At 53.6% G+C, this 16,762-nt stretch carries 16 protein-coding genes; 12 read left to right on the forward strand and 4 right to left on the reverse strand.

The window, feature by feature from the left end:
• Window positions 1-112: 112 nt before the first annotated feature.
• The 3 genes from JOE25_RS23815 to JOE25_RS23825 all read left to right on the forward strand — a co-directional run bounded on the left by JOE25_RS23815 (window position 113) and on the right by JOE25_RS23825 (window position 3,739).
• Window positions 113-1,057, forward strand: a complete 945-nt coding sequence (locus JOE25_RS23815) for a LysR family transcriptional regulator (RefSeq protein WP_209639692.1) — start codon at window positions 113-115, stop codon at window positions 1,055-1,057.
• Window positions 1,058-1,626: 569 nt separating this feature from the next.
• A complete protein-coding gene (locus JOE25_RS23820) occupies window positions 1,627-2,892 on the forward strand; it encodes an MFS transporter (protein ID WP_209639695.1) in 1,266 nt (421 codons plus the stop codon).
• Window positions 2,893-2,929: 37 nt separating this feature from the next.
• Complete coding sequence (locus tag JOE25_RS23825; protein WP_209639698.1) at window positions 2,930-3,739, forward strand: MoaF C-terminal domain-containing protein; 810 nt, start codon at window positions 2,930-2,932, stop codon at window positions 3,737-3,739.
• Here the strand turns inward: JOE25_RS23825 and lldD are convergent, their stop codons facing one another.
• The 3 genes from lldD to JOE25_RS23840 all read right to left on the reverse strand — a co-directional run bounded on the left by lldD (window position 3,740) and on the right by JOE25_RS23840 (window position 7,749).
• Window positions 3,740-4,879 (reverse strand): FMN-dependent L-lactate dehydrogenase LldD, encoded by a 1,140-nt coding sequence (gene lldD, locus JOE25_RS23830; RefSeq protein ID WP_209639701.1) that lies wholly within the window; start codon window positions 4,877-4,879, stop codon window positions 3,740-3,742.
• 34 nt (window positions 4,880-4,913) lie between these two features.
• On the reverse strand, window positions 4,914-6,494 hold the full coding sequence (locus JOE25_RS23835; protein WP_209639703.1) for an L-lactate permease: 1,581 nt from the start codon (window positions 6,492-6,494) through the stop codon (window positions 4,914-4,916).
• A gap of 334 nt (window positions 6,495-6,828) precedes the next feature.
• Window positions 6,829-7,749 carry a LysR family transcriptional regulator gene (locus tag JOE25_RS23840; protein WP_209639706.1) on the reverse strand — a complete coding sequence of 307 codons (921 nt, stop codon included), beginning with the start codon at window positions 7,747-7,749 and terminating at the stop codon, window positions 6,829-6,831.
• Between the two features lie 250 nt (window positions 7,750-7,999).
• Between JOE25_RS23840 and JOE25_RS23845 the strand changes: the two genes are divergently transcribed.
• From JOE25_RS23845 to JOE25_RS23855, 3 genes are all read left to right on the forward strand, one after another.
• The gene (locus JOE25_RS23845; RefSeq protein ID WP_209639709.1) at window positions 8,000-9,652 is read left to right on the forward strand and encodes a multidrug ABC transporter permease/ATP-binding protein; all 1,653 of its coding nucleotides are present in this window, start codon (window positions 8,000-8,002) and stop codon (window positions 9,650-9,652) included.
• A 399-nt stretch (window positions 9,653-10,051) separates the two neighbouring features.
• A complete protein-coding gene (locus JOE25_RS23850; protein WP_209639711.1) occupies window positions 10,052-10,165 on the forward strand; it encodes a YmiA family putative membrane protein in 114 nt (37 codons plus the stop codon).
• Between the two features lie 11 nt (window positions 10,166-10,176).
• Entirely contained in the window at window positions 10,177-10,350 is a 174-nt protein-coding gene (locus tag JOE25_RS23855; RefSeq protein ID WP_209639713.1) for a hypothetical protein, read from the forward strand.
• Here the strand turns inward: JOE25_RS23855 and JOE25_RS23860 are convergent.
• On the reverse strand, window positions 10,340-11,560 hold the full coding sequence (locus JOE25_RS23860) for an MFS transporter (RefSeq protein WP_209639716.1): 1,221 nt from the start codon (window positions 11,558-11,560) through the stop codon (window positions 10,340-10,342). The genes JOE25_RS23855 and JOE25_RS23860 overlap by 11 nt on opposite strands.
• Window positions 11,561-12,074: 514 nt before the next feature.
• Here JOE25_RS23860 and agaR point away from each other — a divergent pair.
• The 6 genes from agaR to agaF are packed head-to-tail and all read left to right on the forward strand — an operon-like array spanning window position 12,075 to window position 16,755.
• Entirely contained in the window at window positions 12,075-12,848 is a 774-nt protein-coding gene (gene agaR / locus JOE25_RS23865; protein WP_037418365.1) for a transcriptional repressor AgaR, read from the forward strand.
• A gap of 23 nt (window positions 12,849-12,871) precedes the next feature.
• Window positions 12,872-14,155 (forward strand): D-tagatose-bisphosphate aldolase, class II, non-catalytic subunit, encoded by a 1,284-nt coding sequence (locus JOE25_RS23870; RefSeq protein WP_209639719.1) that lies wholly within the window; start codon window positions 12,872-12,874, stop codon window positions 14,153-14,155.
• 1 nt (window position 14,156) lies between these two features.
• Window positions 14,157-14,633 (forward strand): PTS N-acetylgalactosamine transporter subunit IIB, encoded by a 477-nt coding sequence (gene agaV / locus JOE25_RS23875; protein ID WP_037418370.1) that lies wholly within the window; start codon window positions 14,157-14,159, stop codon window positions 14,631-14,633.
• A gap of 14 nt (window positions 14,634-14,647) precedes the next feature.
• A complete protein-coding gene (agaW, locus tag JOE25_RS23880) occupies window positions 14,648-15,427 on the forward strand; it encodes a PTS N-acetylgalactosamine transporter subunit IIC (RefSeq protein WP_209639722.1) in 780 nt (259 codons plus the stop codon).
• Window positions 15,417-16,310 (forward strand): PTS system mannose/fructose/sorbose family transporter subunit IID, encoded by an 894-nt coding sequence (locus JOE25_RS23885; protein ID WP_209639725.1) that lies wholly within the window; start codon window positions 15,417-15,419, stop codon window positions 16,308-16,310. The genes agaW and JOE25_RS23885 overlap by 11 nt, the downstream gene beginning before the upstream one ends.
• A 10-nt stretch (window positions 16,311-16,320) precedes the next feature.
• The gene (gene agaF, locus JOE25_RS23890) at window positions 16,321-16,755 is read left to right on the forward strand and encodes a PTS galactosamine/N-acetylgalactosamine transporter subunit IIA (RefSeq protein ID WP_209639728.1); all 435 of its coding nucleotides are present in this window, start codon (window positions 16,321-16,323) and stop codon (window positions 16,753-16,755) included.
• Window positions 16,756-16,762 lie beyond the last annotated feature (7 nt).

Here is a 16,762-nt window from a genome sequence, read left to right on the forward strand (position 1 = left end):
GAGGTGCAGGGCAGCGTTTTATCATCGCCTTTGAGAGCCCATCTTAGCCATGCACCCCTGTGGGAAGAAGCGCTATACTTGAATTCATTGTTTATATAACTGAACAGTCACGATGAAAAAACCCAAAATAGAAACCTTGTGGACCCATTTGCACTGGCTCACCGTATTGGCTGAACAGGGTAGCTTTACCCGGGCGGCAGAGCGGCTGGATGTCAGCAAAGCGGCAATGAGCCAAAAAATTAAAGAGATCGAAACGCTGGCCGGGGTGCCATTGGTACAGCGTACCACCCGCAGTGTCAGACTGACCGAGGCGGGATTGAGGTTGGTGGAAGAGCTACGCCAGCCTTTTGCGCAAATAAAGCAGAGTTTTTCTGGTATTTGTGATGCCGGCGGGCCACTACGTGGCACTGTTCGGGTGACAGCGCCGGTGGCGTTTTCTCGCCAGCAATTGGTACCGCGAATTACCGGTTTTCTGCATGCCAACCCTGAGGTGCGGGTCCAGCTTGAGGTTTCTGATCGACTGGTGTCATTAACCACCGAAGGGTTTGATTTGGCCATTCGCCACAGTGATAACTTGCCCGAAACGCATGTCGCCTGGCGCCTTTGTCAGACTGAAACGCTGGCGGTGGCGTCGGCAGACTATGTGAAACGTCAGGGGATGCCGCTATCGCCGAACGATCTGCAGGTGCATCAATGTCTTTATTACCCGCGTAAAGGGGAACAGCCCGGCTGGCGTTTTGTCACCAAACACCCACAGCAAGGCAACGTGGAAAAGGTTCACGTGCCCGTCAGTGGCCCGTTTGCGACCAATAACAGCGAATCGATACGGGATGCGGCCACTGAAGGCTTGGGGATTGCTCTGCTGCCGGACTTTAGTGCACAACAGGCGCTGGCAGACGGAAGGCTAATAGAGGTACTGCCTGATTGGCGGCCGGTCAATGCCTTTGCAGACAGCCTTTATGTCGTACGGCCCTATGCGCCCCAGGTGTCGCGAGTGGTAACGGAATTCAGTCATTATTTGCGCGGCGCGTTTGCCGACGGATTTTTCATCCGTTGATAATTCAGCCGTGATAAATCGTCCCAATCACCCCTGCAAAGCATTGTGGTCGGGTGTATTGCTGTGATTCACGTCACGCTACAGGTATTTTTACGATTCAGTCACGTTAATGTAATGTCCGGTGAATGGCTTACCCAATGGAGTTAATGAATAACGTTAATGCTGGGTAAATGGCATAAATTCAATAGATAAAAATGATTCGAAATATCGACGCGTTAAATTAAATAATAAACAAATCTAACATGTGAAACGTTAATATATTTATGAAAGTGACAAGCCAACGCAATTTGATGGCGTAAAGAGTACCGGTTGAGAGATGTAAATAGAGAAATAACAGTGCAGTAAAATAAACAATGTTAATAATAACCCACCTGTAATGTACCCACTTTCAAGATTTCCTGGCCGCCGCCATAGCCCAGTTGACAGCCCGCTCGCTTGCGATAAATTTAAATCGTTAACATATTAACAACAACCTCGAAAAAAGAATGGCCCGTTATTTTGGCTTGTCACTCAGGGGTTGCGAACAAGCAAATCGTCATTTATGAGCTTACTAACAGGCAGAGCACATCATGAAGAAATCGACGGGGTATGGTTCGGGAGTCAATGAAGAAAACAGATTACTGGTGATTCTCTTTTTCGTTTTTGGCTGCGTTTTTGTTGATCGTTTAACCATATCTTTCTTATTCCCTATGATTGCTGCCGATTTGCAGCTGAGTAATGTGCACCTTGGCACGTTGTCTGCCGTATTGGCGCTGACCTGGGCATTGTCGGGAGCAGGATTAGGCGCGATTGCCGATCGTTTTAATATCCGCAAGCCCATGCTCATTGCCTCTATTGTGGTGTTTTCTCTCTTTTCTGCCTTGTCGGGGTGGGTTAACGGTTTCGCCATGTTGCTGATATTCCGTGCGTTGATGGGGATTGCTGAAGGGCCCGTATTGCCGATTGCACAGTCATTGATGGTAGAAAAATCACAACCGCAGCGGCGTGGATTCAATATGGGATTGATCCAGGGGGCCGCACCGGGGTTATTGGGGGGCATTATCGCGCCGCCGCTCATTATTTATCTGGCTCAAAAGTGGGGCTGGAGCATGGCTTTCCATCTGACAGCCTTACCGGGGATTATTCTGGCCTGGTTAATTTATAAATATGTCGACGGCAAAAAGAATCCGTCTTTTGTTGACGAACCCGCGGCAAAAGATCGGTTGGAAAAGGCCGCTTACATCGAGCTGTTCAAAATTAAAAACGTGGTGTTGTGCATCCTGATTTCTTGCGTATTCGTCACCTGGTTTATGGTCATTATTACTTTTACGCCCAGTTTCCTGGTGACCGCGCGTGGCTTCAGCGAAGGGGCAATGGGCGGCATCATGAGCGCTATCGGCGTGGCCTGGGTTTTCTGGGGCGTTGCGGTGCCGGCAATTTCAGACCGCATCGGCCGTAAACCGACATTAATTTTCTTCTCACTGCTGGCGATTTGCTGCCCACTGTTTCTGAGTTACGTCGATAACCTGTGGCTTTTGGGTGGGTTGGTGTTTCTGTCGTATACCGGTTTGGGCTGCTTCACCTTGTTTATGGCGACGATCCCTTCAGAAACCGTATCAAAAGCCCGTATTGCCACCGCGCTGGGACTGGTGATGGGCATTGGTGAAGTCATTGGTGGCTGCCTGGCACCTTTTACCGCAGGTTTTATCGCCGATCGTTATGGCTTGGTCAGTGTGATGTGGCTGGCAGCCATTGGGGCTGCTTGCGCCGTGGTCTTAAGTTGTTTTCTCGATGAAACGGCTCCCGCAGTGGTTAGCCGAAGAACGTTGAAAAGTCAGGGTGTCGCCGACGTCTGAAACAGTCTTTTGCCCCCTATACGCAAGGAGAACGAGCATGTCTTTAAATCCGTCAGTATTGAACCAGAACGCCGAGCCAGAGTGGAAGAACTATGACGATTTCGCCAGGGGGATTGATACCAACCGCCTGCCACCGACCCAAGACTGGCGTGGCAAAACGTTGCAGATGGTGTTTGAACAGGGTGAAGAGATGACGTTGCATTTCAGTGCCGATCAACAACGGCTGCACTGGACTTGGCAGGGAGAACAAGGGGAAGACGCTTACGAGGAGGTACGTACTTGCCCATCACAATACTTCTTTAATATTCCTTTGCAGAAACCGGGAAATGAATGCCTGACATTGGTGCTCAACGCGGATAGCGGGCGGGTGTTGATGGTGCGTAGCACGCTGTTGCCTGAACAACAGGTGACGAATGGTTCCCGGTTGGGCCAAACATTCAGTGTGGGTCATCGGGTGGATATTACGCCGAGCGGCTTGGCGCCGCACCTGACCCGTGAGCTGCTTGGCTACCGTACGTTGAATATTTACAGCCCCAACCATTATTACGAACATTTCTACGTGAATACTGAGCGCTATGCCTGGCAGAATCTGCGCGGTGAGCAGTTTGGTCACGGTGATATGGATTACGCCACATACTATAAATTTGCGGAAGAGCAGTATTTGTTCACCTTCCGTGAAAAGATTATCCCGGTTTGCTCGGTGTTCTTTTTCGACTTTACCCTTGGCCGCTGCACAGGGATATTTCTGGGTCTGGATGCCGCCGGCAAGGTGCTAGTGTCCCCCGCCGGCGCTTTCATTCACAAGATGAGTTACAACAGCTACCCCGATGGGGTACAACCGCTGTAATCAGCGGTTACTCACCAGAGAGTCGGCGTTAATGTCCGCGATGGTTTTCGCACCGATCAACGTCATGGCGACGCGCATTTCTTTATCGATCAGTTCGAGCAGGTTGGCGACACCCGCCTGCCCGGCTGCCGCGAGGGCATAGGCAAAGGCACGCCCCAGCAATACACCGTCTGCGCCCAGTGCAATCATGCGTACCACGTCCAGCCCATTGCGAATACCAGAGTCGGCGAGGAGTGTAATATCGCCTTTCACCGCGTCGGCAATCGCTGGCAATGCGTGGGCCGTCGATAACACGCCGTCGAGCTGTCGGCCACCGTGGTTGGAGACCACAATGCCATCGGCACCGAATCGCACTGCATCCTTGGCATCTTCGGGATCCAGAATACCCTTGATGATCATTGGGCCTTGCCAGAACTCACGGATCCAATCCAAATCCTTCCACGAGATAGAGGGATCGAAATTGGCGCCTAACCAGCCGATATAATCTTCGAGGTTGGTCGGTTTGCCGCGATATGCCGAGACGTTGCCCAAATCATGCGGCTTGCCGCACAGCCCGACATCCCAGGCCCATTGTGGATGCGTCACGGCCTGCAGTATGCGTCGCACGGCAGCATTGGGACCACTCATCCCTGAGTGTGCATCACGATAACGCGCGCCAGGCACGGGCATATCGACAGTAAATACCAGGGTTTTTACCCCTGCAGCTTTAGCGCGCTCCAGCGCATTGCGCATAAAACCCCGATCTTTCAATACATACAGCTGGAACCACATCGGTCGATCGATTGCCGGTGCCACTTCTTCAATGGGGCAGACTGAAACCGTAGACAGGGTGAAGGGAATGCCTTTCTGCGCCGCGGCTTTGGCTGCCTGCACTTCACCGCGGCGGGCGTACATTCCCGTCAGCCCGACGGGGCCGAGGATCACCGGCATTGCCAGTTTTTCACCAAACAGGCTGGTTTCCAGACTGAGGTCTGACATATTTCTCAGTATGCGCTGGCGCAGGGCAATACCTGCAAGATCTTCGGTATTGCGTCGTAGCGTATGCTCCGCGTAGGCTCCGCCGTCAATGTAATGGAACAGAAAAGGCGGAAGCTTAGCCTGTGCTGCGGCCCGGTAATCGGTTGATGCGGAGATGATCATATTTTTACCTTATTTCGATAACGTGCTTTTACATTCATAAAGTCAGGATCTGCGCCATAACGGCGGCGATCCCCCCGTACACCAGCAAGGGCAACACGGTCTTTCTTATAATTTTTCCTTCAGCATTGCTGATCCCAAGGATTGAGCAGACGGCGATAATATTGTTCAGGCACACCATGTTGCCCATGGCGCCGCCAACGGATTGCAGAGCCAGCGTCAGATTGACGTTTAGCCCACTGCTCATGGCGATGGAATGCTGAATACCGCCAAATGTTAGATTGGACACGGTATTGGAACCTGAAAAGAACGAACCCAAGGCACCGAGGAACGAAGAGAACAGCAGCCAGCTTTCCCCCGTGAGCGAGGCCAGTGCTTTGCCAATGAGGATCACAGGCGCCTTGTCGCCACCCTGCATCATCAGATTGACCATTACCAAAGCGCCAAACAGGGCGATAAAGGGCTTGGCTATGCGCCCCCCGGTTTCTGTAAACATCTGTTTTACCTGTTTGCCGTTTAGCTTAAACAGGGGAATGCACAGCAAAACCACCAGTAAAAAAGGAATCAATGCAGGCACATACAGCGTTTTGTAGCTTGCGGCAGCAGACGTACCTAATACCTGTTGTAATTCAATGATCAGGGCATCACTGATGCGCAGCTCGCCCAAGCCGCCGAGTTTGCCATTCCATAAAGGTGCATTGCTGTTGAGCAGTGCCTTAATTCCCAACTGATGAATACGCGTGACTATCAAAATAGCAATCAGCAGCAGCGTTGGGGTCATTGCTTTGATGACCTGCACGAATGGCACAGGTTGAGAGGATGTTTTGCTTTCGCTGCGTGTCAGGCCAACCCCGGCGCGTGCCAATAGCACTGACAGCATCAAGCCAATCGCGCCGCCAACCAGTGCAGGAAATTCATAGTTAACCTGTGCCAACAGCAAGTAAGGCACAGTGCAACTCAAGACGCTGAGCAAAATAAAGGGCAGGTTGCGGCGAATCTCATGCCAGGACACGATAAAACGCAGTGCCAGCAACGGGATAACAAACCCAGCGACAAAGTGGATTAATGCGGTTTGGCGGCCAATGTCCAACAGGTCGGCATCGGGAAGCCCCAAATTGGCGAAACCGAACCAGGTGGGTGTGCCGACGGCACCGAACGACACGGGGACAGAGTTCATGACCAGCGTTAGCAGGGCTACGCGCAATGGGTTAAAGCCTAACCCGACGAGGATCGGGGCTGCAATGGCGGCGGGGGTACCAAAACCGCTGGCCCCCTCAATCATAAAGGCAAATGCCCAGCCGATGATCATCAACTGTGCGACCGGGTTAGGGCTGATATTTTCCAGCCAGTTCCGCACCACGTTTTCTGCCCCGCTGATCTGCATCAGCTTATTGAGCAAAATAGCGCCGGCAATGATGGTAATTGGCGTGAAAACCGAAACCAATGCGGTAATGATATTGGCATGCAACAGCAGTGGCAGGCTATCGAACCAAAACAGTTGTACGGCATACACGGCAGCCGCTGTCAGCGGTAGCGCAAAATAGGAGGGAACACCGTTCTTTTTGGTCATCATCCAGATCAGCAGGACGATGGGCGCAATACTGAAAAGCAGGGACATAAAAGCCTCAGGGTTATTATTGTTATTTGTGGCTGTATGTAGCCGAAAGGTTAATTACCGCAACATTTTCATTCTAATCACAACCTTGGGTGATGTTCCATTCAGCAATTATCCGGTATTGAAAAGAAGGGCAGCCTCATCACGTTATTGTTGGCGGTGTGCGTATTGAGGGTTTTTTTATTTGATTTAAAATCAATGCGATAGGTTTGTTTTTTATATGATGAATGTGCTGGCTCACATTAATTACACAATAATCATCAATAGATTATATTCAAAAGTGACGTAATCCCTGGCGGGCGCTATCGGCCCGCTTGGAATAATTATGTGATCTGGTTCAAAAATAGTGGCTGATGCTTTGGTAAGACGCGATGATATGTTCAATCAGAAGTCGGGTTTTTAGCGGTAAATTACGGGTATAGGGATAGACAGCGTAAATGCCTAATACTTTGCCGCAGTGACCAGACAAAATTTCCACCAGTTTTCCATCCTGTAAATCCTCATACACCATACAGCGCGGCACCATGGCAATACCATAACCACCGATCACGGCCTTGCGGATTGCTCTGGCATTATTGGCGGACAGGTTGCCATTAACCTGTAACTCATAAATTTTGCTGCTGCCTGGCTGTTTCATCAACCAGTTGTCGGTCCCGCTTTCCTGATACGTGTAGGTCAGGCAATTATGCTGGAGTAGCTCATCGGCCGAGTGAGGCTCAGGATGCTGCTGCAAATAGCCTGGTGAGCAGACGATCACCCAGCGTGAATCCAGAATAGGGCGAGCAATCAGGCTTGAATCTGGCAGGGTGCCGGTACGGATAGCCAAATCAATGCCTTCATTAACCAGATCAACGAAGCGATTCTCGAGCCGCATCTCAACCTTCAGATTGGGATGGCGGGCGCAGAATTCTGCCACGCTCTCACTCAGCAGCAATTCCCCTGAAATCGTCGGGACCGACATGCGGATCACGCCGGTCAACTCGTCGCTTTTTTCACTGACAACGTTCAGGGCTTGCTGAATTTGAGCGCCAATCTCTTTGGCCTGATGGTATAGGCTTTGGCCGTTTTCCGTCAGCGTCAGGCTGCGGGTGGTGCGGTATAGCAGGCGTGCGCCAAGGGATTTTTCCAGTCGGCCGATACGTTTACTGACCACCGAGCTGGTGATGCCGGCCGTTTCAGCGGCTTTGCTGAAAGAACCGCAGTCAACTATCAGAGCAAACAGGATCAGGTCGTTGGCATATTCATGTGTGGGCAGCATCAGTTGGTGTTTTCCTCATCCCAGAGCAACGCTCAGTGTATACCCGTCATACTTGAAGCGGCATCTTTGTTGGCAAGTTTGTGCGCCTCGATCGACGCGTTATCTCTGCGCCTGAAACTCATCCTCCGCGGAGATGGGCATTTTTGCGGCCAGAGTGCCATCACCAGAGACAATATGAGAATTGTTATTGATATCACTTTTGTGCCGCTTACAATGCCTGCCATCTCAAGATTTAGGGTAAGGGTTCTTCATGGAGTTGCTACGGGTGGTGTACCACCAGTATCGCTGGCCGTTTTTGGCGGTAATGGCGTTAACCATGGCCAGCGCGGCGTTGGGCATAGGTATCATCGCCTTTATAAATTTGCGGCTGATGACGGTAGCGGGCAACCCTCTGGCCGTATTACCCGAATTCCTCGGTTTATTGGCATTGCTGATGGCGGTAACGCTGGGCTCACAGCTAGCGCTGACCACGCTCGGCCATCATTTCGTGTTCCGACTGCGTGGCCAACTGGTCAAGCGCATCCTGGATACGCATATTGAGCGGATAGAACAGCTGGGCAGCGCTTCGCTACTGGCAAGCCTGTCCAGTGATATTCGTAATATCACGATTGCTTTTGTGCGCTTGCCGGAGCTGGTGCAAGGGGTAGTCTTGACGTTGGGATCGGCGGCCTATCTGGGGTGGTTGTCACCGAAGATGTTGGTGGTCACCGCGATATGGGTTGCTGTAACGGTATTGGGTAGCGGCTGTTTAGTGTCTCGCGTGTATCGCCACCTGACCAACGTGCGTGAAGCGGAAGAACGCCTTTATGAACATTACCAATCTGCAATTGATGGCCGTAAAGAGCTGACGCTGAACCGCGATCGTGCAAAAGCGTTGTACCAGCAAGCCTACCAGCCCGATGCCGAAGATTATCGACACCATATTATCCGCGCGGATACTTACCATCTCAGCGCGGTAAATTGGTCGAATATCATGATGCTGGGCGCGATTGGCCTGGTGTTCTATATGGCAAATAGCCTGGGCTGGGCTGATACTGCGGTGGCGGCGACCTATTCACTGACGTTGTTGTTCCTGCGTACGCCGTTGTTGCAGGCGGTGGGGGCATTCCCGACGCTGATTGGCGCAGAGGTGGCTTTCGGTAAAGTCAAAGCGTTACAGCTTGCAGATTACCAACCCGCATTTCCTGCGGTGAGCCCCAAAGCCTGGCAGACCCTGGAACTGTGCGATGTGATGTTCCACTATGGCGCGACGGAGCAAAAAGCCGGGTTCGCCGTCGGGCCTATCAACCTGACGCTGCGCCGCGGTGAGCTGGTATTCCTGATTGGCGGCAATGGCAGTGGAAAATCGACGCTGGCAATGCTATTAACCGGCTTATATCAACCGGTCAGCGGGAAAATTATGCTGGACGGTGTGCCACAGACCCCGGCAGATATGCATGATTATCGCCGTTTGTTCTCCGCTATTTTTACCGATTTCCACCCGTTCCACCACCTGCAGGGGCCAGAGGGGGAGCAACCGGATGCCGAATTGGTAGAACGTTGGCTTAATCGATTGAACATGAAAGACAAGCTGCAATTCGATGGTCTGCGGGTGACAAATCCGCAACTATCACAAGGCCAGCGTAAACGTCTGGCGTTACTGCTGGCCGTGGCGGAAAAGCGCGATGTGCTGCTGTTGGATGAATGGGCGGCGGATCAGGATCCGCAATTCCGCCGTATCTTCTACCGTGAGTTGCTTCCGCAGTTACGCGCACTGGGAAAAACGGTTTTTGCCATCAGCCATGATGACCATTACTTTGAACATGCCGATAGGTTGCTGCAAATGCGTGATGGGCATTTAAGCGAGCTGACCGGCAACGATCGTGAGCGCGCCAGCCGGGACTCGATTTCGCAGATTGACTGAGGCTTATCGTTCGGGCCGCATTGGCGGTCCGAATCGCCGTTGGTCAGCGTATGGCGCTATCCGATGAACACAGCATATAACGTCACTTCTCCAGCCAGCCCCAGTTTAACCTGCCGCAAATTCCCCTTACATAAAGTCAATTAATTGAGTATTGCTTTATTTACCGGTGGTTTAATTTTGATCTGTTGTGTTGTGTCACACTGCGCCATCGTTCACTAATGCAACACACATTCGCCGCCCATGACGCATTATCCAGACCCTTTCTCTATCCCTACCTCGCCTCAAGTGCATAGGTAGCAGATGTTTGTGAAATTACTAGGGCAACAAAACACTTTATTGATCGTTTAAATAGATCAATAATCACGTTTTAATTGATTTAATCTATTATACGGGGTGGCTGTGATAAGCAAGGATGATGCAAATATCAAACGTAAAGCTTGGCTATGCGTATTTATCGGCTGCGGGATGTTTTGGCTGGCCGTCGCCGCCGTGATTTATTGGCTGTTTATTTAGGAAATGTGTCGATGGACAAAAAACGCGTAAAGAAGACGGGGGGCGCCCGGGATGATAGCCCGGCCAAGATCCCCCCTTCCTGGCAGTTGACTCGTGAGCAACGTGAGTTTATCAACGACCTATGGCAAGACGACGCTGTAGAGCCTACATCGGAGCAACCCACGCGGCCCGGTGTTAATGAATAACCCGGTTGCGCCCGGCCAACATGCCGAACAGCACCTGCAGCAGCGTCAAACCCAGCAAAATGGCCAGTGGCAACTGCCAGCCTTGTGTCAGATCGTGTAGCAAACCGAATAACGTGGGCCCCAATGCCGCCAAAAGATAGCCTACCGATTGCGCCATTCCCGACAATTGTGTTGCCTGGTGATGATGACTACTGCGTAGGCCAAAGAAGGACAATGCCAGCACCAAAGAACTCCCCGCCCCCAACCCGGCAAAAATCAGCCACACCAGCGAATTTTCAGGCCTCAGTAACAGGCCGGCTACCCCAGTAAAAATCAGCAGTGAACTGCACAGTGCGATAGTTCGCTGATCCCGTGCGCGCGGCAAAATAAATACCATGACGAAGTTAGCGGCGATCGCCACCAGTTGATAAATAAACAGCTCAAAACCCGCTTGCTGTGGCGAGGTGCCGTGGCTGGCGGCAAAGGCACTGAACCAGCCGATAATGGTGTAAAAGGTGATGGACTGTAAGCCCATAAACAGCGCGACTTGCCAACCGAGTGCACTGCCCCAGGGAGAGCGAGAGGGAATAGGTTGAACACCGGGTGTGGTACTGCTCACGGCAGTGGCGGGGCGTCGCAGCTGCGGCAGCCAGATAATCAATGCCAATAGGGCCGGAAGGCTCCAACACAGCAGAGAAAAACGCCAGCCTAGATCGTTCATCGCTGCCAGCGGCACGGCCAAGCCGGAGGCCGTCGCCGCGACCAGCGACATTACGGCGGCATAGCCTGCAATCATCGCCGCGGCACGCTGCGGAAAGTCGCGTTTGACCAGTGTCGGCAACACCACGTTGGCAAATGCGATGGCGGCGCCAATTAAAACGCTGCCCAGCCACAGCATGCCGTGTTGCGGCAGGGAGCGCAGCACAATGCCGATAACCAGCAGTAATAGTGCCATACCCAGAGTGCGTTCAATGCCCATACGCTTGGCCAGGCCGGGAGTCACTGGCGATAGCACGGCAAACAGCAGCAGTGGCAGTGAGTTAAGCAGGCCGGCAGCGGTAGCGGACAGTGCTAACTGCTGTTGGATTTGTTCAAGCAATGGGCCTACGCTGGTCAGCGCGGCGCGCAGGTTGGCCGCGACCAACATAATGCCGCTGATCAGCAATAATGGATGGCGTAACCGACGGCGTTTTATGGCGGCAGATGTTTGGGGTAAGGCAGAATGGGGCATGAGTTCCTCGCACCAGGGCATGCAGTCAATCAATGCTGCACAGCATGATGCGTTGATTGACGTTAACGCTTACGTACCGACCCTTGGCCGATATCTGCGCGCAGTGTAGGGGAAGATCCCCCGGCCTGACAAGAGGTCACTTGAACGCCGGCGACGCAATTCGGGCATTTGCGATGCCATGCTGGGGAAGCATAATTGCCAATATGTGATCCCGATCACCTGATGAATTAAAAGTCAGCCTGCCAGGCGGTTACACCGCCGCTTTCGTTTTCCGCCTATCATCCGGCTCCTCACCCCGGCAGCTGCGCCCGCTCTGATATTTCACTTTGCTTTTTTCTGCGCTTATAAATTTTCACTTCATTTCGATTCGAAAGGTTTTTAGCCAGTTTTTCTGCTAAAACAGCGCTGTAACCCCGATCACAATTTCATTGCTTTCGCTTTGCTGTAATGCCAGCGCAGTAGAGCGAAAGCCATCTTCTCCCCGGCCCGGCCGGAAAACTGAGGACCGCAGCTCATGCCAGTGAATACCGCAAAACGACGTGAACACATTATCGATCTGTTATGCGAGCACGGTAGCGTGCGCGTGGAGCAGCTCAGCAAGCAATTTGCAGTATCCACGGTAACGATCCGCAACGATCTGCGCTTTCTGGAACGAAAAGGGTGTGCGTTGCGGGCTTACGGCGGCGCCATGCTCAATCAACAATTTGCCTTCGATCGCCCGTTACATGACAAGGGGCGGTTAAACCGCGACGTGAAGTCGCAGATCGCGAGCGTAGCGGCAAGCTATGTGCGTGATGGTGACGCGTTGATTCTCGATTCCGGTTCCACCACCACTCAAATCGTGCCGTTCCTGAAAGGGCGACGCGATTTGGTGGTGATGACCAATGCGCTGAACATTGCTTATGAGCTTTCAGGCAACGATGGGGTGGAAGTGATGGTGCTGGGGGGCAGCGTGCGCCGCAACTCCTACTCGCTCTATGGTCCGGCTGCCGAACAGCAATTGCGCCAGTACCGTTTCGACAAACTGTTTTTGGGGGTCGACGGCTTCGATCTGGCTGCCGGTATCACCACGCCTCACCCCGGTGAGGCACACCTCAACCGTGTGATGTGTGAGGTGGCGCGCGAGATCATCGCCGTGGCGGATGCCAGCAAGTTTGGTCGCAAGAGCTTTTGCATGATTCGTGAAGCTGGACAAATTCATCGGCTGATTACCGACAGCCTTCTTCCGGACGATTACGAGCGGGCGTTAACCGAGTTGGGCGTGGAGGTTGTCATCGCCGATCGGTAGTACGGCGCCTGCGTGGGGGATTCATGCAGCAGTTGTTACAGCTTATTGAGCAGCACAAGGCCGGAAAACCGGTTGGGATATTTTCCGTTTGTTCCGCTCACCCCTGGGTGCTGAAAGCAGCCCTGCGGCAGGCCAAAGAGCGTGGTACACCCGTGCTGGTGGAAGCCACATCGAATCAGGTCAATCAGTTTGGCGGTTACACCGGCCAAACCGCGGCGCAATTCCGCGATGCCCTGTGGCTGCTGGCCGATGACGTGGGGCTGGCACGGGATCGTCTCTGGTTAGGGGGCGATCATCTCGGCCCGAATGCCTGGCAGGATCGCCCGGCTGAAGAAGCGATGATGCTGGCAGAAAGGCTCATCGACGATTATGTCCGTGCCGGCTTTCGTAAAATCCACCTTGATTGCTCCATGTCTTGCGCTGGCGATCCCTTCCCTCTGAATGATGAAACGGTGGCCATCCGTGCTGCACGATTGTGTGCCGTCGCGGAACGCGCCTGGCAGGAAAGCGGCGGTGAGGCGCCGGTCTATGTCATCGGTACAGAAGTGCCGGTACCCGGTGGCGCACAGGAAGCGCTGGAAGGCATGCAGGTCACTACGCCGCAGGCCGTACAGCAAACGCTGGACGTACACCGGCTGGCGTGGCAACGCGCTGAATTGGTCGATGCCTGGACGCGAACCATTGCGCTGGTGGTGCAGCCGGGTGTCGAGTTTGATCATCACAGCGTAGAACACTACCAGCCGCAACGAGCCCAAGCGCTGAGCCACTTTATCGAAAAGCAGCCGGGCATGGTCTACGAGGCACACTCAACGGATTACCAACCGCCTCAGGCTTACCGGCAATTGGTGGGCGATCACTTCGCTATCCTGAAAGTCGGCCCGGCGTTGACCTTTGCACTGCGCGAGGCGTTGTTCGCCCTTGACCATATCGAACGCGAATGGCTGGGCGAGCATCAGTCGGCGCAGCTTTGCGCCACGCTGGAACAGGTAATGCGCGAACAGCCGCAGCAGTGGAGTCGTTATTATCACGGCAACCCGCATCAACAATATCTCGATCGCCACTACAGCCTGAGCGATCGGGTGCGTTACTACTGGCCGCAGCCGCAGGTTCAGCAGGCAGTGGAACACCTGGTCGACAATTTGCGCCGTCATCCGGTCCCGTTGGCGCTGTTGAGTCAATATCTGCCCGATCAGGCCCGTGCAATGAATGCGGGTGAATTGAGCCAGGATCCGCAGGATTGGGTGATGCACAAGGTGACGCAGGTGCTCGATGATTACCATGCCGCCTGTTACCCGGAGGTGCATTGAAATGCCAAATATCCTGATGACGCGTATCGATAACCGCCTGGTGCATGGCCAAGTCGGTGTGACCTGGACCAATACTTTGGGGGCGAATCTGGTGGTGGTCGCCAACGACGAGGCCGCCGCCGATCCGGTGCAACAGAACCTGATGGACATGGTGGTGGCGGAAGGGGTACAGACGCGCTATTTCACGCTGCAGAAAACCATCGACGTGATCCACAAGGCGGCAGATCGGCAGAAGATCTTTTTGGTGTGTAAAACGCCGCAGGATGTGTTGCAGCTGGTGCAGGGCGGGGTGCCGATCCGTTTCGTGAACGTCGGCAATATGCATTTCGCCGAGGGGAAGCGACAGGTGCATAAAACGGTCTCACTGGATGACGATGACGTTGCCGCTTTTCGTGAGTTGGCAGCGCTGGGTGTCGAGTGTGAGGTACGCCGGGTGCCGGATGAAGCGGGTGAGGCGATCGGCAAACTGTTGTTTTGAGGTCGGGGGTAATCATGTTGACTGATGCGTTATTGATTGCACTATTGGCAGGATTGGCAGGGGTCGATTTGTTTGACGGTCTGACCCACTTCCATCGTCCGGTCGTGCTGGGGCCGCTGGTTGGTCTGATTCTGGGGGACGTTTACACCGGCCTGTTGGTCGGGGGCACATTGGAACTGGTGTGGATGGGCATGGTGCCGCTGGCGGGAGCTCAGCCCCCGAATGTGGTGATTGGTGGGGTGATTGGCACGGCATTCGCCATTCTGACCAAGGCTGACCCCAAGGTTGCGATCGGCGTTGCAGTGCCGTTTTCGATTGCAGTACAGGGCTGCATTACGCTGCTGTTTACGCTGTTTTCGCCGATGATGCACCGTTGTGACCGCATGGTGAAAGAACTGAACTGGCGCGGCATTGAACGGGTGAATTATCTCGGTATTACCATCCTGTTTGCGTTCTATTTTGTGGTGGCGTTTCTGCCGATTTATTTCGGTGCTGATGCGGCCAGCGCCATGGTGCAAAAAGCACCGGTTTGGCTCCTGGATGGCCTGGCGGTAGCGGGCGGTATGATGCCGGCGATTGGTTTCTCATTGCTGATGAAAGTGATGATGAAAAAAACCTACGTGGCCTATTTCATCCTCGGTTTCATTTCCGTCACCTTCCTGAAATTGCCCATTCTGGCCGTGGCGCTGGGTGCGCTGGCGATCGCACTGATCGATTTCTTTAACAGTCAACGGGCCGGTGCGGATTCGCTCAAACAGCCTGTACAACAGGAGGATGCTGAAGATGGCATTTAATGATTCCGACGACCTGCTGGCACAAAAAGCGGAACACCGTTTAGCACAGGCGCTGGCCACCAGCCAGGTCGAGCAGGACGACTACGTCGATAGTCAACCCGCTGAGGCGTTGACCCGTGGAGATATCAACCGCATGGCCTGGCGTTCGTTGCTGTTGCAGGCGTCGTTTAACTATGAACGAATGCAGGCCGGTGGCTGGCTGTACCAACTGATCCCGGGTTTGCGCAAGATCCACCGCAATCCACAGGACCTGGCCAACTCGATGAAAATGCACATGGAGTTTATCAATGTGCACCCGTTTGACGTCACCTTCCTTTCCGGACTGGTGTTGGCAATGGAGCAAAACAAGGAGAAGATTTCCACCATTCGCGCAGTAAAAGTGGCGCTGATGGGCCCATTGGGCGGTATTGGCGACGCGTTGTTTTGGCTGACGCTGCTGCCGATTTGTGCCGGGATTGGGGCCTCGCTGGCGCTGGAAGGCAGCCTGTTCGGGCCGATCGTCTTCCTCTTGCTGTTTAACGTTTTCCACTTCGGTTTGCGTTTCGGGCTGGCGCACTACGGTTACCAGGCCGGCACCAGTGCGTTGGCGCTGCTGAAAACGCACACCCGACGAATATCCCACGCCGCGTCGATTGTCGGCATGACGGTAATCGGTGCATTGGTGGCCTCATACGTTCACCTTTCTACCCCGCTGGTGATGCATGCCGGCAAGGCCAGAGTGGCGTTACAGACCGACGTGCTGGACAAGCTTATGCCCAACCTGTTGCCCCTGTGTTTTACGCTGCTGATTTTCTTCCTGATGAAGCGGGGTTTTTCACCCGTCAAATTGATTGGCGTGACAGTGGTGATTGGGGTCGTGGGCAAATTTATCGGTTTATTGTGAGGAAAGGGCTATGCCAGGCATTGTGATTACCGGTCATGGTGGCTTCGCCAGTGGGCTGTTGCAGGCGGTTGAGCAGGTCGTGGGGCCGCAAGAGAACTGCGTCGCGGTCAATTTTCCCGAACAGATGAGCACCGCCCAGTTAAATGTGGCGCTGGGTGCTGCGTTGGCTGAGGTGACGCAACCGGACGGTGTGGTGTTCCTGACTGACATGCTCGGTGGTTCACCGTTTCGCTGCGCCAGTGAACTGGCGGACTTGCATGGCGATTGTGAGGTGCTGACGGGGGTGAATATGCAGTTGGCGGCAGAAATGATGCTGGAGCGAGAAGGGTTGAGTCTGGACGAGTTTCGCGAAGTGGCACTGGCATGCGGCAAGCGTGGCCTCACCAGCCTATGGCATGAAAGACGCCGGGTAAAATGCGAGGACGTGCAAACCGACGGTATTTGAGAGGAAC

The sequence above is a fragment of the Serratia sp. PL17 genome (assembly GCF_017832355.1).
In the GTDB taxonomy this organism is placed as follows: Bacteria; Pseudomonadota; Gammaproteobacteria; order Enterobacterales; family Enterobacteriaceae; genus Serratia.

What these genes read in the sequence shown, in the direction of transcription:
- JOE25_RS23815 (WP_209639692.1), top strand. Translation starts at nt 113, where the DNA reads ATGAAAAAACCCAAAATAGAAACCTTGTGGACCCATTTGCACTGGCTC.
- JOE25_RS23820 (WP_209639695.1), top strand. Translation starts at nt 1,627, where the DNA reads ATGAAGAAATCGACGGGGTATGGTTCGGGAGTCAATGAAGAAAACAGA.
- JOE25_RS23825 (WP_209639698.1), top strand. Translation starts at nt 2,930, where the DNA reads ATGTCTTTAAATCCGTCAGTATTGAACCAGAACGCCGAGCCAGAGTGG.
- lldD (WP_209639701.1), bottom strand. Translation starts at nt 4,879, where the DNA reads ATGATCATCTCCGCATCAACCGATTACCGGGCCGCAGCACAGGCTAAG.
- JOE25_RS23835 (WP_209639703.1), bottom strand. Translation starts at nt 6,494, where the DNA reads ATGTCCCTGCTTTTCAGTATTGCGCCCATCGTCCTGCTGATCTGGATG.
- JOE25_RS23840 (WP_209639706.1), bottom strand. Translation starts at nt 7,749, where the DNA reads ATGCTGCCCACACATGAATATGCCAACGACCTGATCCTGTTTGCTCTG.
- JOE25_RS23845 (WP_209639709.1), top strand. Translation starts at nt 8,000, where the DNA reads ATGGAGTTGCTACGGGTGGTGTACCACCAGTATCGCTGGCCGTTTTTG.
- JOE25_RS23855 (WP_209639713.1), top strand. Translation starts at nt 10,177, where the DNA reads ATGGACAAAAAACGCGTAAAGAAGACGGGGGGCGCCCGGGATGATAGC.
- JOE25_RS23860 (WP_209639716.1), bottom strand. Translation starts at nt 11,560, where the DNA reads ATGCCCCATTCTGCCTTACCCCAAACATCTGCCGCCATAAAACGCCGT.
- agaR (WP_037418365.1), top strand. Translation starts at nt 12,075, where the DNA reads ATGCCAGTGAATACCGCAAAACGACGTGAACACATTATCGATCTGTTA.
- JOE25_RS23870 (WP_209639719.1), top strand. Translation starts at nt 12,872, where the DNA reads ATGCAGCAGTTGTTACAGCTTATTGAGCAGCACAAGGCCGGAAAACCG.
- agaV (WP_037418370.1), top strand. Translation starts at nt 14,157, where the DNA reads ATGCCAAATATCCTGATGACGCGTATCGATAACCGCCTGGTGCATGGC.
- agaW (WP_209639722.1), top strand. Translation starts at nt 14,648, where the DNA reads ATGTTGACTGATGCGTTATTGATTGCACTATTGGCAGGATTGGCAGGG.
- JOE25_RS23885 (WP_209639725.1), top strand. Translation starts at nt 15,417, where the DNA reads ATGGCATTTAATGATTCCGACGACCTGCTGGCACAAAAAGCGGAACAC.
- agaF (WP_209639728.1), top strand. Translation starts at nt 16,321, where the DNA reads ATGCCAGGCATTGTGATTACCGGTCATGGTGGCTTCGCCAGTGGGCTG.